Here is an 11,687-nt window from a genome sequence, read left to right as displayed (position 1 = left end):
AAAAACCTCGGCAATTTGGTGTGATCTGATAGGCTCGGGTAGAACGAACCTGGAGCCTGCGGATGCCCAAACAGATGACTTTTGCCTCTCTTGCCCATGCCACCAAGAAGAAGGTGACACGGCGAGAGAAGTTCCTGACCGAGATGGAGGCTGTGGTGCCCTGGTCGCGGCTACTGGCGCTGATCGAGCCGCATTATCCGAAGATGGGCAGCAAGGGTGGCCGACCGACGATACCGCTGGACGTGATGTTGCGGATCTATTGCTTGCAGCAGTGGTATGCGCTGAGTGACCCCTCTCGTGCATGTAATCATGCACTGCCGGGCAGTGGATGGCCGAGGAAAGCCTCTATGACAGCGATGCCATGCGGCGCTTTACCGGGTTGGAGCTGGGCGACGACCGTATCCCGGACGAGACTACGATCCTGAATTTCCGTCACCTTCTGGAACGCCATGGATTGCCCGAAGCTATCTTTGCCGAGGTGAACGCGCATCTGGCCGAGAACGGTGTGACGCTGCGCTCGGGCACGCTGATCGATGCGACCATCATCGACGCGCCATCCTCGACGAAGAACAAGGCGGGCAAGCGCGATCCGGAAATGACGAGCACGAAGAAGGGCAACGACTGGTATTTCGGCCCTCCTCTCGTGGTTTGCAAGCAAACCACTGCCGGGCAACGGAAGGCGCATGTGGGTGTCGATGCCGACAGTGGCATCGTTCACAGCTTGGAGACATCAACGGCCAAGGTGCACGACAGCCGGGTCTGGGACGAATTGCTGCACGGCGACGAAACATCGGTTTGGGCAGATAAGGCCTATGTCAGCGCCGAACGCGAAGACGCCTTCGCCGGACCAGCCAAGTTCTGGGGTGTTATGCGCAAGGCACCTAGGGGCGACACGCTGCACCCCATTGATGAGCACAACAATCGCCTGATTGCCAAAGTCAGGTCCAGGGTCGAGCATCCGTTCCGGGTGCTGAAGCGGCAGTTTGACTACATCAAGACCCGCTACCGTGGGCTGGCAAAGAACCGGGCGCAGTTGTTCAGTCTGTTCGCCCTCGGCAATCTGTATCTGGTCCGAAAGCGGCTGATGGTGTGACGGGCGGAGTCCGCCGAAAATGCGGGCTCGGCACCGAATAGAGCGGTAAAACTGCCGAAAACGAGGGAAAATCCGCCGCCCAAGGTCAAAATCAGATCAAAATGGCTAGGCCGGGACGTTGATCAGACATTCCTTGAATATCGGGGCGATGCGCGTTCATGTAGTTTTCGGGTGAATTCAGTCCAAGCCATCTTGATCTCCATTCAGGTATCCAACTGAACAGAATCACAACCTACTGAATTCACTCAACCCTTTTCCAATCAGCCTCTCAGACATGATGCATCGCTTGAACCGCGTTGAAATCTTTGATTTCAGGCAGCGTTAAGCGATGCAGGTTTTCTGAGAGGTGCTATGGTCAGCGTGAAACGGGCGAGGCGATCGAAAACCGGTGTGGGTTCAGGTATGCTGAGGGTCATGGTTCCGGGGGCTCCCGTGGCAGGATATGCCCCAAACCTAGCGATGGCAGGGCCTGCCGCAACCGCCGGTTCGCGACGGTGGCCGCGTCGCAATCAGGCCGGAGGTTGCCGCCGCAGCAGGTAGATATCCATGATCCAGCCATGTGCGGCGCGGGCGCGGGCGCGGGTCTGGATGATCTGATCGGCGATATCGGGCAGCGGGCCGGACAGGGTCAGCTCGGTTTCCATCCCGGCATAGGCGCTCCACCAGATATGCAGGCCGCTCTGGTCCAGCCTCTGAAAACTGCATTCGCCATCCAGCATCACCACAAGGCTGTCAGCCCCGGCAGGCCAGCCATAGTCGCGGATCCGGCGCCCGGTGGTGATGGTCACCGGCGCGTTGATCCGGTTCAGCGCAATGGCATGGCCCGCGGTCAGAGCCTGAATGGCGGTGATGCCGGGAATGATTTTGATTTCCATTGGCAGCCCGCGCGCCACCCGTTGGGCGATGCGCAGGGTGCTGTCATAAAGTGAAGGGTCGCCCCAGACCAGAAACGCCACCCGGCCAGTGCTGCCGATATGGGCGCGGATCTGATCGGCCCAGATCGCTGCAATTTCGTCATGCCAGGCGGCCACGCGGGTGGCATAATCGGCGATGGCGGGATCCCGTTCGGGCAAGGCAAATTCGGCAATGCGGACAGAGGGCGCGGTGATGGTATCGGCGCAGATCCGGCGGCGCAATTCGGCCAGATCATCCTTGTCGGGCCCTTTGGTCGGGATCAGGATCAGGTCGGCCGCGTTCAGCGCCTCGACCGCCTGCAGCGTCAGGTGTCTGGGATTGCCGGTGCCGATACCGACAAGGGTAAGTTCGATCATGGCGCTGCGCCCTTCATGGTGCCGCCCCGCGATGTTGGCGCGGGGCGGCAAGCTGTTCAAGAGGCAAAGCGCGTGTCAGCCCACATCCTGCGGCGGGGCCACCCGCATCACCAGCCAGCCCAGGAAGGCCCAGGCCACCATGCCGACGCCCAGAGCCCGGGTTGCGAATGCGGCCCCCAGCTCGGGCGGGGCATAGCCCCAATAGCCCTCGATCTGCGGCGCGCCAATCAGATGCGGCGCGACAAGCAGAGCGATGGCCACCAAAGCCCAAAGCAGATTGCGCCCATAGGCAAAAAGGCCAAGACCGATAGCGGAAGCGGCTATCGTGGCAATCCACCAGATCTGGCGCTGCACCACATCCGCAGACAGCGTGCCGGGCAATTGCGGTGGCAAGCCCAATGATGGCAGCATCTGAAACGCCGCAAAGCCTGCCACCCCCCACAGAATACCGTCGCGCGGATTGACGCTTCGCCCAAAAAGGGCAGGCACCTGCATTGCCGCCACCAGGATCAGGCCGTAGCCGGTATAGACAAAGCCGGTAATGAGCACCGTCAGCGCGTTTCGGGTGAAGGCGCTGTCTTCTTCCATGTCTTCTTCCATGTGGGTGCCGTTGTGTATGTGGGCAGCGGGGTGGGCTTCGGACGCGGTGTCGCCTTCGCCTTCGCCTTCACCGGATTCGACGGTCTCCGACATCGCGTCATCGGTCAGCAGACCGGCCCAATGGACCGCTTCGCCGGATTCATATTGTTCCCCCAGAAGCAAGGTATTCTGAAGGAATGCGAAATGAAGCAGGGCTGCCAACAGGCCTGCTGCAAAGCCGGCGATCATGCCGCCGACTACCATACGAATGGTCATCTGATTGATTTACGCGCGCTTAGTGGCAGGGAAAGCCGGAGGCGTGGCGCAGATCATGGGCTGCGTTATGCAAAACGGATGATTGCGCATAGCCCGCTGTGAAGACGATTCCCAGGCCCAGAAATGCGACGAAAAGAATGCTTGCCAGCTTGGATTGCGATTGTGCGGCGCTGGTTGAGATTGCGTGTGACATGTTTTTGTTCTCCGAGCCGTCACACCCGACGGCCATTATGGTTTCATTGCACATGGCCGGTCTCCTGACTCGCGGCTCGTGACGCGGCTTTTCCCCTTCCCACCAAGGCTAGCAGACCCCGGCAGTGGGATATCGAAAAGCCGCTCACCGCTTACAGTCGCGGGGGCGGTCGAGGCTTGGGGCGCCGCAAATTGGTCCGCCCTGACCCCGTTCCCGTTTCAGTTCCGACGCTTTGCGTCTATGCGGAACACCATATCATTTGAATATGCGTTGATGCGCCGGTTTCGGTCAATGGCGAAAAGGGGCGGGTTGCGGTCTGATTGCGACCTCAGCCGGGAATACGGGCAATTGCCTTGTGCCGCAGATCGCCCAAAACCCGGGCATCGGCAAAATTGCCGTCGGGCGATTGCGCATAGAGATCATGGAATTGCTGCAACAGGGGCAGGTCGGCCTCGGTCAATTCGCCAAACAGATAGGCGGTCTTGCCGGGGCTGCGAAAGGCCACGGTCGAGGCCCGGGTGCAGCCTGACATGCAGTCGACGGTGGCAATTCGGGCAGCAGGCAGGGCCGTTTGCAACGCGGTGCCAAACCCGGATTGACCAAGCGCGCATGTGGCGCAAATCGTGATCGTGACCGCCCGCGCCTCAGCCATCGGCCAGCGGCCCATACAGGATCAACCCCGGAGCGGTGCTGTCCGAGCGGGCCAGAAGCGCGGCCAACTCAGTGATGCTGGCCCGGGTCAGGCGCTGATCTTCGGTCGAGACCGATTCGGCCAGCATTGCGGGCGTATCAGGCGGCAGGCCTGCCGCGACCAGCCGCGCCACCAGCCCGGCGAAGGTGCGCTTGCCCATATAGACGACGGTGGTGGCCCCGGCATCGGCCAGCGCGCTCAGATCCAGCCCTTCGGGCAATGCGCCGGTCACGTCATGGCCGGTGACAAACTGCACCCGGCGTGCGGTCAGGCGCCGCGTCAGCGGGATACCGGCAGCAGCGGCGGCGGCCGAGGCCGAGGTGACGCCGGGAATGATCTCGAACCCGATGCCTGCCGCGCGCAGCGCCACGACCTCCTCCTCGAGCCGCCCGAAAATGCCGCAATCGCCGGATTTGAGCCGCACCACGCGCTGCCCGGTCCGGGCGTATTCCACCAGCAGCTTGCTGACATGGTCCTGCCTGGGCGAGGGCCGCCCGGCACGTTTGCCGACCCCGATCAGATCGGCCCCATCGCGGGCATGGGTCAGGATCGGCCCGGAGGACAGATCATCGAACAGCACCGCATCGGCGCGGGACAGACGGTCCACCGCCTTCAGGGTCAACAGCTCCGGATCACCGGGGCCGGAGGATACGAAACTGACAAACCCGGTCATGTCGCCTCGGCGATCTGGTGGAAAAACGTGCCGCTGGCATGGCCGCGCCTTGACCCGGTTTCGGGGAGGATATCGCCATTGGCATCGCGGATTTCGGCCAGGGCTGCGTCGGGTTGTTCCAGGATGGTGGTGTAATGAAACTCATGGCCACGCAGCCGCGCGCCGGGGGCAAGGCCGGGCATGGCGGATTTCAGCGTGGCCAGCCGATAGCCCAGATGCATCTTGCGCTTGGCAAAGGAAGTGACCAGCCCCAAAAGCCCCGCCATCTGGTGGCGTGCGCCCGCCTTGTCGATCAGCGCCGCCCCCATCGCCATATAGCCGCCGCATTCGCCATGCACGGGGGCGGTTTCGGCGAATTTGCGCAGGCCGCTGCGGAAGGTATCGGCCGCTGCCAATGTCCCGGCATGCAGTTCGGGGTAGCCGCCGGGCAGCCAGCAGATATCGGCCTTGGCATCGGGGGGCTCATCATTCAGCGGCGAAAACAGCGAGATTTCGGCCCCATTGGCGCGCCAGCCATCCAATTGATGCGGATAGACAAAGGAAAACGCCGCGTCGCGGGCCAGGGCGATGCGCTGCCCCGGCGGTGTGATGCGCATGGGCGGGCCGACAAGCTGTGTTGCGCCAGCCACCGCCAGCAGGCGGTCGAGATCGGTATTTTCGGCGACGAAATCGCCCGCGGCCTGCAAGACCCGTGCCAGATCGGCCTGATCTTCGGCCTGCACCAGACCCAGATGGCGTTCCGGCATTGCAATCTCGGTGCTGCGTGGCAGGACCCCCAGAACCTCGATGCCGGTCTCGGCCATTCCCGCGCGCAGCATCGCCTCGTGCCGGGGTGAGGCCACGCGGTTCAGCACCACGCCCGCCAGATGCACATCCGGGCGCATGGTTGCAAAGCCCTTGGCCACCGCCGCCGCCGATTGCGCCTGGCCCGATGTATCCAGCACCAGAACCACCGGCCAGCCCGTCAGCGCCGCGATCTGGGCGCTGGCCCCGTTGCCGCATTCGCCATCGCTGATCACACCGTCAAAGAGGCCCATCGAGCCTTCGGCCAGGATCAGGTCGGCGCCCGCAGCGCCCGAGATCAACCCGGCCAGCATGTCGCGCGACATGGCCCAGCTATCGAGATTGACCGAGGCCCGACCGGATGCGGCGCGGTGAAAGCCGGGGTCGATATAATCGGGGCCGCTCTTGAACGGTTGCACCGCCAGCCCGCGCGCCCTGAACGCAGCCAGCAGCCCCAGCATCAGCGTGGTCTTGCCGGTGCCCGATGCAGGCGCGGAAATGAGCAGGCCGGGCGGGATCATGGCGCATCCTCGGGAAAGCGGGGCGCGGTGCCCACGGGGCGAAAGCGGCGGTCGTAATCGCCCGCATAAAGACAGCTTTCGTCGAAATCCTCGGCCCCCAGGGCGTGGCCCACCAGGATCAGCGCGGTGCGCCCGCGTTCGCCTTTGGTGGCGGCCACCAGCGTGGCCAATGTCGCCTTGACGATGCGCTGATCGGGCCATGTCGCGCGCCAGATCACGGCGGCGGGGCAATCCGGGCCATAGGCGGGGCTGAGCCGGTCGATGACCTCCTCCAACACATGGATCGACAGGTGAATGGCCAGCGTCGCGCCGGTGGCGGCGAAGTTTTCCAGTGTTTCGCCCTCCGGCATGGCGCTGGCACGGCCTGATATGCGGGTCAGGACCAGCGATTGCGCCACCCCCGGCAGGGTCAGTTCCGCGCCAAGGGCGGCGGCGGCGGCGGCAAAGGCGGGAACACCCGGGGTCACGTCATAGGCAATGCCAAGGCTGCGCAAGCGGCGCAATTGTTCGCCCATTGCCGACCAGACCGACAGATCGCCGGAATGCAGCCGGGCCACGTCATGGCCGGCGGCATCGGCACCTGCGATTTCGGCGATGATCTCATCCAGCGACAGGGGGGCGGTGTTGACGATCCGCGCGTCCGGCGGGCAATGGGCCAGCAGCGCCTCGGGCACCAGCGATCCGGCGAAAAGGCAGACCGGGCAGGCGGCGATCAGGTCGCGCCCGCGCAGGGTGATCAGATCGGCGGCCCCCGGGCCTGCGCCGATGAAATGCACCGTCATGATGGCATCCTTTCTGCAAGCGCCGCCGTGGCCATGCCGCAGGCGCTGGTGACACGTGGGGCGATCAGGCGGGCCTTGAACCCACCTTTTCGCGCCGCCGCAAGGGCCAGCGCTTCGGCCACCGATCCGGTGGCAAACCGCGATGTGATGCGCGGTGAACAGGTCAGCGTCTGAAGCCCCGCGATTTCGGTCTCATCAAGGGCGACAATCGGCAGGGACAATCTGGCGGCAAGCGTGCTCAGGGCCGGGGTCTGCCTGGTTTCAAGGCAGGCCAGAAGGCAAGGTGCCCTTCCCGTCAGGTCCAGCGCTTCCCCGATGGCGGCTGCGCTGGCCTGCGCGCGAAGCCCGATCCCTGCAACGATCATCTGGTGACACTCCATTGCAGAACCGGCCGCGCCCGGTCCCATCCGCGCAGGGTGCCAAGCGGAGCGGCCTGGGAGGTTTCGACCCGCAAGAGATGCCCGCCCCGTTCGCCATGCCAGCGGGTCAGCAGCGCCTCGGTTTCCAGCGTCACGGCGTTTATCACCAGCGTCGTGCCGGGGGTCATCCGGGGCCAGAGCGCCACCAGCAAGGCCTCACTCGCACCGCCGCCGACAAAGATCACATCCGGCTCCGGCAGATCCTCCAACAGATCGAGGCTTGCCCCCTCAACCACGTCCAGCCGGTGTTCGAGGCCAAAGCGGCGCGCGTTTTCGCGGATATTTGCGGCGCGCTCAGAGCGGAGCTCAACTGCGCTGGCCGTGGAGCCGGGGGCGGCCAGGCAGAACTCGACCGAGATCGAGCCGGAGCCAGCGCCAAGATCCCACAGATGCTGCCCCGGGCGCGGTGCCAGCGCCGACAGGGTCAGCGCCCGGATCGGGCGTTTGGTGATCTGGCCATCATGGGCAAAGAGATCATCGGGCAGGCCCGAGGCGCGGGGCAGGGCGGCCCCGCCCCAGGCCTCGATGGCGACGGTGACGGGATGGACGACATCGTTGAATTCATAGCGCGAGGCCCGCGTTTCGCGGATGCGTTGGCGCGGCCCGCCAAGCGCCTCCAGGATTGTCAGATGCGAGGCCCCGAACCCCTGTTCATCGAGCCACGCCGCCAAGCCGGCCACAGCCGCACCATCGCGCATCGTGCAGAGGAACCGCGCGCCGGGTGCCAGGATCGGGGCCAGGCGCTGAACCGGCGCGGCGTGAAGCGCCATGGCCTGAACCTCCTCAAGCTTCCAGCCAAGGGCCGCCGCCGCCAGGGATATCGTCGAGGGCGCGGGGAAGGCGCGCCATTCGCCTGTCTCAAGCTGCGCGGCCAGCGACCCGCCGGCCCCGTGCCAGAACGGATCGCCCGAGGCGAGAACCGCGACGCGACGCCCGCGTGCGGCCAGAACCGGGGCCACATCGAACGGCACCGGCCATGCCCGCCCGCGCCCGCCGACCGCGGCCAGATCCAGATGCCGGGGGGCACCAAACACGATTTCGGCCCCATCCAGCGCGGCGCGGCTTGCGGGCGGCAGCCCATTCAGGCCATCCTCGCCCAAGCCGATGATGCTCAGCCAGGGATCAGCCATGACAAATCTCCTTTTGCTCGGCGGCACGACCGAGGCCTCGCAACTGGCCAAGGCGCTGGCCGATCGGGGGCATGGCGCGATCTTCTCCTATGCCGGGCGCACCGGCAATCCCGCAACGCAGCCTTTGCCGGTGCGGGTGGGCGGTTTTGGCGGTGCCGATGGGCTGGCGGAGTATCTGAGGGCCGAAAGCATCACCCATGTCGTTGATGCCACCCATCCCTTCGCGGCCGGAATCAGCGCCAATGCGGTTGCGGCCTGTGATCGGGCGGGCGTTGCGCTGGTGGCGCTGCAACGCCCTGAGTGGCAGCCGGGCAAAGGCGATCGCTGGACCCACGTGGCAGACATTGCGGGTGCCGTTGCGGCTTTGCCGGAAACCGGCGCGCGGGTGTTTCTGGCGATTGGCAAGCAGCATATCGGTGAATTCGCCTTGAAGCCCGGCAATTTCTACCTGCTGCGCCTGGTCGATCCGCCCGAGGCCGCGCTGCCCTTGCCGGGTGCCGATGCCGTCATTGCACGCGGGCCGTTTGATGCGGCGGGCGATACCGCCCTGATGCAGGAGCATCGCATCAGCCATGTGGTGGCGAAAAACAGCGGCGGTGCGGGGGCCGAGGCCAAGATCACTGCGGCCCGCGCCCTTGGCCTGCCGGTGATCATGATCGACCGGCCCGCGACGCCCGAACGTTGCGTGCTGGAAAGCGTTGATGCGGTATTGCGCTGGCTGAATCATGAGGCTGACCGGGGCGTATAGACAAAGCGCCCGACCCGGCGCGTGTCGCGATTGCCGACGATCACCATGGTGCGCATATCGGCCATCTCGGGCGTTGCCGCGTCAAGCGTTACGGTGGTGATGTGTTCCTCGGGTGTGCTGACGGCGCGGGCGAAGGAGATCAGGGTTTGCCCGCCGCATTCCTGGCGCAGGATCTCCAGCGCGCGGGCAAATTGATGCGGGCGCGCGGCTGATCGCGGATTGTAGAATGCCATGGCGAACCCGGCCTGCGCCGCCAGCCGCAGCCGGTGCTCGATCAGATCCCAGGGTTTGAGATTGTCGGACAGGTTGATCGCCGCGAAATCATGGCCCAGGGGCGCGCCTATCCGGGCGGCGGCGGCCAGCATTGCGGTAATGCCGGGCAGCACCCTTATATCGAGCGTCAGCCACGCCTCTGGCCCGGCCTCCAGCGCCTCGAACAGGGCCGAGGCCATGGCAAAAACGCCGGGATCGCCCGAAGAGACCACAACCACGCGTTTGCCCGCCGCAGCCATTTGCAACGCATGGGTGGCGCGCTCCAGCTCCACCCGGTTGTCGGTCTCGTGTTTGGTCAGGCCGGGGCGGGCGGGCACCCGGCGCACATAAGGGATGTAGCCCACAATATCGTTGGCCGCGGCCAGAGCGGTCTGCACCTCGGGCGTGATCAGATCGTCGCGCCCCGGCCCCAGCCCCGCCACCACCACCCATCCGGTCATGGCCGCCGCCCCCGGCCATGCAGGATGCAGATGGCGAAATAGGGGGCCTCGCCCTCGAAGGTGGTCAATTTCTGCACGCTTTGCGTGGCCATCGTGCCGCGTTCGACCAGCCAGGCATCCTGCAGCCGCCCGGCAGCCGCCAGCGCCCGCTTCAGCTTGGCCAGATTGCGCCCGATCTTCATCACCACGGCGGCATCGGTATCGGCCAGCCGCCGGGTCAGCTCTGCTTCGGGCAGGGTGGCCATGGCCACCGTCAGCACATCATCGCCCCAGGTGATCGGCTGATCGGTCGCCGTCCAGCAGCCCGACATGCCGGTGATGCCGGGCACGATCTCGACCGCGATCCGGCCCTGCAGCCGCGCATGCAGATGCATGAAGGAGCCGTAGAAAAAAGGATCACCTTCGCACAGGACCACCACATCGGAGGTGGCGGCAAGGGCCGTCAGCCGGTCGGCCCAATCGGCATAGAAGGAAGAAAGGAGGCGGTTATAGTCCGGGTCGGTGACGGCAATTTCGGTGGTGACCGGATATTCCATCGCATGTTCCGTGACATCGGCGCGCAGCATCCCGTCAACGATCTGGCGTGCCTGGCCCTTGCGGCCCGCCTTGCGAAAATAGGCAACATGGCGCGCGCCCCGGATCAGCCGGTCGGCGCGCAGGCTCATCAGGTCGGGGTCGCCGGGGCCGAGGCCGGTGCAGATCACCTTGCCCATGCTCATTCCGCCTTCGATGCCAGCGCATTGACGGCGGCCACCGTGATGGCCGATCCGCCGAGCCGGCCGCGCACGATCATGGCGGGCACCGGCAGATCGGCCATCAGCGCCGCTTTCGATTCTGCCGCACCGACGAACCCGACGGGGCAGCCGATGATGGCTGCCGGGCGCGGGCAGGCGGGATCTTGCAGCATGTTGAGCAGATGAAACAGCGCCGTGGGGGCGTTGCCGATGGCGACCAGCGCGCCCTCCAGATGCGGGCGCCACAATTCCAGCGCCGCCGCCGATCGCGTGTTGGACATCGCCCGGGCCATCTCGGGGACGGCCGCGTCGCGCAGGGTGCATATGACTTCGTTTTGCGCAGGCAGGCGTGGGCGGGTGATGCCCTCGCTGACCATATGGGCGTCACACAGGATCGGCGCGCCCGCCGCCAATGCCTTGCGCGCAACGGCGGCCATGTCGGGTGAAAATTGCACGTCTTTTTCCAGCCCGACCAGCCCGGCGGCATGGATCATGCGCACCACAACGCCTTCCTCATCGGCGCTGAACCGGGCCAGATCGGCCTCGGCCCGGATGGTGGCAAAGCTTTCGGCATAGATCGCGGCACCGTTTGTTTCATAGCTATGGGGCATGGGTCAGGGCCTTTATCAGGGCGTCTTGGGTCAGGGAATGGGCGTCGGGCGGATCACCGGCGCGGCCATTGCGGATCAGATCAAAGCGGCCATCGCCGGTTGCCGTCAGGGTCAGATTTGCCGGGCCGGGATGGGCGCAGCCCTTGGCGCAGCCCGAGATATGCAGGTGCTGGCCCTGTGTCATGTGCGGCGCGAGGCTGCGGGCGAGCGGCCGGGTGGCAGAGAGGCCCTGCGGGCAGCCCGGCGCGCCGGTGCAGACAGAAATGCGCAGGCGTGGGTCGGCGGCGTCATGGATCAGGCCGGGCAGATCGGGGGCGGCATTGGCACCTTCCAGCAGCAGCATTCGCCAGGGCGTCAGGCGGAGCGGGGCGATCCCGGCAAGCCTGGCGAAACTCGCCGCGGTGATCTGGCCAAATTCCAGCGCCACAAGCTGGCCTTGCGGGGTTGGGCCGGGATGGATCGGGGCAGGA

Annotated in this window: 13 protein-coding genes, 2 pseudogenes and 1 riboswitch; of the genes and pseudogenes, 2 read left to right on the top strand and 13 right to left on the bottom strand. The window is 65.3% G+C overall.

The genetic code is table 11. The features are described 5' to 3' along the window. The first annotated feature begins 62 nt into the window (after positions 1-62). Positions 63-1,093, top strand: a pseudogene (locus ACW8PS_RS11610) (IS5 family transposase). A 509-nt stretch (positions 1,094-1,602) separates the two neighbouring features. Here ACW8PS_RS11610 and cobF read toward each other — a convergent pair. The 9 genes from cobF to cbiE form a co-directional block, all read right to left on the bottom strand. After that, entirely contained in the window at positions 1,603-2,364 is a 762-nt protein-coding gene (gene cobF / locus ACW8PS_RS11605) for a precorrin-6A synthase (deacetylating) (RefSeq protein WP_491527576.1), read from the bottom strand. A 75-nt stretch (positions 2,365-2,439) separates the two neighbouring features. Beyond that, on the bottom strand, positions 2,440-3,219 hold the full coding sequence (locus ACW8PS_RS11600) for a CbtA family protein (protein WP_491527575.1): 780 nt from the start codon (positions 3,217-3,219) through the stop codon (positions 2,440-2,442). Positions 3,220-3,238: 19 nt separating this feature from the next. After that, a complete protein-coding gene (locus ACW8PS_RS11595; protein ID WP_491527574.1) occupies positions 3,239-3,412 on the bottom strand; it encodes a CbtB domain-containing protein in 174 nt (57 codons plus the stop codon). Between the two features lie 37 nt (positions 3,413-3,449). Further along, positions 3,450-3,682, bottom strand: a riboswitch (cobalamin riboswitch). 58 nt (positions 3,683-3,740) lie between these two features. After that, entirely contained in the window at positions 3,741-4,064 is a 324-nt protein-coding gene (locus ACW8PS_RS11590; protein WP_491527573.1) for a DUF1636 family protein, read from the bottom strand. Next, the gene (cobA, locus tag ACW8PS_RS11585) at positions 4,057-4,776 is read right to left on the bottom strand and encodes a uroporphyrinogen-III C-methyltransferase (RefSeq protein ID WP_491527572.1); all 720 of its coding nucleotides are present in this window, start codon (positions 4,774-4,776) and stop codon (positions 4,057-4,059) included. Before cobA ends, ACW8PS_RS11590 begins: the two co-directional genes overlap by 8 nt. Next, a complete protein-coding gene (locus ACW8PS_RS11580; RefSeq protein WP_491527571.1) occupies positions 4,773-6,080 on the bottom strand; it encodes a cobyrinic acid a,c-diamide synthase CobB in 1,308 nt (435 codons plus the stop codon). The genes cobA and ACW8PS_RS11580 overlap by 4 nt, the downstream gene beginning before the upstream one ends. Then, on the bottom strand, positions 6,077-6,862 hold the full coding sequence (gene cobM / locus ACW8PS_RS11575; RefSeq protein WP_491527570.1) for a precorrin-4 C(11)-methyltransferase: 786 nt from the start codon (positions 6,860-6,862) through the stop codon (positions 6,077-6,079). The genes ACW8PS_RS11580 and cobM overlap by 4 nt, the downstream gene beginning before the upstream one ends. After that, on the bottom strand, positions 6,859-7,227 hold the full coding sequence (locus ACW8PS_RS11570) for a cobalamin biosynthesis protein (protein WP_491527569.1): 369 nt from the start codon (positions 7,225-7,227) through the stop codon (positions 6,859-6,861). Before ACW8PS_RS11570 ends, cobM begins: the two co-directional genes overlap by 4 nt. Next, positions 7,224-8,411, bottom strand: coding sequence for a precorrin-6y C5,15-methyltransferase (decarboxylating) subunit CbiE (gene cbiE / locus ACW8PS_RS11565; protein ID WP_491527568.1), 1,188 nt, complete (start codon positions 8,409-8,411; stop codon positions 7,224-7,226). The genes ACW8PS_RS11570 and cbiE overlap by 4 nt, the downstream gene beginning before the upstream one ends. Here cbiE and ACW8PS_RS11560 point away from each other — a divergent pair. Further along, complete coding sequence (locus ACW8PS_RS11560; RefSeq protein ID WP_491527567.1) at positions 8,410-9,159, top strand: cobalt-precorrin-6A reductase; 750 nt, start codon at positions 8,410-8,412, stop codon at positions 9,157-9,159. The genes cbiE and ACW8PS_RS11560 overlap by 2 nt on opposite strands. On the opposite strand, the gene cobJ is transcribed toward ACW8PS_RS11560, so the two are convergent. The 4 genes and pseudogenes from cobJ to ACW8PS_RS11540 form a co-directional block, all read right to left on the bottom strand. Then, on the bottom strand, positions 9,135-9,872 hold the full coding sequence (cobJ, locus tag ACW8PS_RS11555) for a precorrin-3B C(17)-methyltransferase (RefSeq protein WP_491527566.1): 738 nt from the start codon (positions 9,870-9,872) through the stop codon (positions 9,135-9,137). The genes ACW8PS_RS11560 and cobJ overlap by 25 nt on opposite strands. Next, positions 9,869-10,585: a precorrin-2 C(20)-methyltransferase gene (gene cobI, locus ACW8PS_RS11550; protein WP_491527565.1), complete on the bottom strand. Its 717-nt coding sequence runs from the start codon at positions 10,583-10,585 to the stop codon at positions 9,869-9,871. Before cobI ends, cobJ begins: the two co-directional genes overlap by 4 nt. Positions 10,586-10,587: 2 nt before the next feature. After that, on the bottom strand, positions 10,588-11,217 hold the full coding sequence (locus ACW8PS_RS11545) for a precorrin-8X methylmutase (protein WP_491527564.1): 630 nt from the start codon (positions 11,215-11,217) through the stop codon (positions 10,588-10,590). Further along, a pseudogene (locus tag ACW8PS_RS11540) lies at positions 11,207-11,687 on the bottom strand (precorrin-3B synthase); the annotation flags it as partial. The gene ACW8PS_RS11545 and the pseudogene ACW8PS_RS11540, both read right to left, overlap by 11 nt.

The sequence above is a fragment of the Alterinioella sp. genome, from assembly GCF_058343375.1.
The sequence above is the reverse complement of the archived record's forward strand: the minus strand, read 5'-3'. Positions and strand labels throughout refer to the sequence as shown.

Excerpts from the sequence above, each read along its gene's own strand:
- cobF (WP_491527576.1), bottom strand. The coding sequence starts at position 2,364 with ATGATCGAACTTACCCTTGTCGGTATCGGCACCGGCAATCCCAGACAC.
- ACW8PS_RS11600 (WP_491527575.1), bottom strand. The coding sequence starts at position 3,219 with ATGACCATTCGTATGGTAGTCGGCGGCATGATCGCCGGCTTTGCAGCA.
- ACW8PS_RS11595 (WP_491527574.1), bottom strand. The coding sequence starts at position 3,412 with ATGTCACACGCAATCTCAACCAGCGCCGCACAATCGCAATCCAAGCTG.
- ACW8PS_RS11590 (WP_491527573.1), bottom strand. The coding sequence starts at position 4,064 with ATGGCTGAGGCGCGGGCGGTCACGATCACGATTTGCGCCACATGCGCG.
- cobA (WP_491527572.1), bottom strand. The coding sequence starts at position 4,776 with ATGACCGGGTTTGTCAGTTTCGTATCCTCCGGCCCCGGTGATCCGGAG.
- ACW8PS_RS11580 (WP_491527571.1), bottom strand. The coding sequence starts at position 6,080 with ATGATCCCGCCCGGCCTGCTCATTTCCGCGCCTGCATCGGGCACCGGC.
- cobM (WP_491527570.1), bottom strand. The coding sequence starts at position 6,862 with ATGACGGTGCATTTCATCGGCGCAGGCCCGGGGGCCGCCGATCTGATC.
- ACW8PS_RS11570 (WP_491527569.1), bottom strand. The coding sequence starts at position 7,227 with ATGATCGTTGCAGGGATCGGGCTTCGCGCGCAGGCCAGCGCAGCCGCC.
- ACW8PS_RS11560 (WP_491527567.1), top strand. The coding sequence starts at position 8,410 with ATGACAAATCTCCTTTTGCTCGGCGGCACGACCGAGGCCTCGCAACTG.
- cbiE (WP_491527568.1), bottom strand. The coding sequence starts at position 8,411 with ATGGCTGATCCCTGGCTGAGCATCATCGGCTTGGGCGAGGATGGCCTG.
- cobJ (WP_491527566.1), bottom strand. The coding sequence starts at position 9,872 with ATGACCGGATGGGTGGTGGTGGCGGGGCTGGGGCCGGGGCGCGACGAT.
- cobI (WP_491527565.1), bottom strand. The coding sequence starts at position 10,585 with ATGGGCAAGGTGATCTGCACCGGCCTCGGCCCCGGCGACCCCGACCTG.
- ACW8PS_RS11545 (WP_491527564.1), bottom strand. The coding sequence starts at position 11,217 with ATGCCCCATAGCTATGAAACAAACGGTGCCGCGATCTATGCCGAAAGC.